1 protein-coding gene is annotated in these 1,211 nt (G+C 55.2%); it reads left to right on the forward strand.

Going from position 1 to position 1,211, the window contains the following annotated elements; translation table 11 throughout:
- The first annotated feature begins 80 nt into the window (after positions 1 to 80).
- A protein-coding gene (locus tag F3J38_RS27695) for an IS3 family transposase (RefSeq protein WP_370661746.1) occupies positions 81 to 1,189 on the forward strand; the annotation gives its coding sequence in 2 pieces (ribosomal slippage) (positions 81 to 342 and positions 342 to 1,189; 1,110 coding nt in all).
- Positions 1,190 to 1,211 lie beyond the last annotated feature (22 nt).

Raw genomic sequence — 1,211 nt, forward strand, 5'->3', positions numbered from 1 at the left:
TGACCCTGACCCGAAATCCTGCTCCATTCAGAAACAGAATTCCGGCATGATAATGACTCCCCTGAGCGGAGGTTGTGCCGATGAAAAAGTCACGATTCACCGAAGAGCAGATTGTCTTTGCCCTGAAGCAGGCTGAGCTGGGTACGCCCGTACCAGAAGTCTGCCGCAAGCTGGGCATCTCCGATGCCACGTTCTACACCTGGCGCAAAAAGTACGGCGGGATTTCTCCTTCAGAACTGAAGCATATGCGGCAGCTCGAGGAGGAAAACCTACGCCTGAAGAAGCTGGTTGCCGATCTGAGCCTCGACAAGGCCATGCTGCAGGACGTTCTGGCAAAAAAGAGCTGACGCTGGCACGCCTGCGCGAATGGGTCAGGGACTTGCAGACCCGCTACGGTGCCAGTGAAAGACAGGTTTGCTTCGCGCTTAAGATCAGCCGCAGTTCATACCGTTACCGCTCAGTTGCGGCTGACGACAGCGCACTGCGGCTGCGCATCAGGGAAATAACCGAAACCCGTGTCCACTATGGCTACCGCAGGGTTCACGTCATGCTGAAACGGGAAGGCTGGCGCGATAATCACAAGCGTATTTACCGGCTTTACCGCGAGCAGGGATTATCGCTGCGGCTAAAACGCCCCCGTCGCAATAAATCTGCGCTGAAACGTCAACCCCAGCCGCAGGGGCTGTATCCCAATCACGTATGGGGGATGGACTTTGTCTCCGATGCGCTGTTTGACGGTCGCCGGCTTCGCCTTCTGACGGTAATCGATCTCTACACGCGCGAATGTCTGGGGATCTGCGTAGGCCAGAACCTGCGCTCTTCAGAAGTGGCTGAGATGCTGAATACCATCGCGTTGAGACGCCCGTTACCACAGCTCCTGAAAACAGACAATGGCTCTGAATTTGCGGGAAAAATGCTGGATAAGTGGGTGTACGAACGTGATATCCGGATTGACTTCTCACGGCCAGGTACGCCCACGGATAATGCCACGGTGGAATCATTCAACGGCAGGTTGCGTCAGGAGTGCCTGAACGAGAACTGGTTTATGTCCATGGAGGATGCCCGGTGCAAAATCGAGGCCTGGCGCATACACTATAACCAGAGTCGTCCCCATTCTGCGCTGGGCTGGATGACCCCATTCGAATTCGCCGAAAAATCTGCCGGTTGCCAGAATAAGCAACCAACCTGAAGCCGGTTATTCCTGATTATGC

Origin of the sequence: Candidatus Pantoea formicae (assembly GCF_011752625.1) — a bacterium.
In the GTDB taxonomy this organism is placed as follows: domain Bacteria; phylum Pseudomonadota; class Gammaproteobacteria; order Enterobacterales; family Enterobacteriaceae; genus Pantoea; species Pantoea formicae.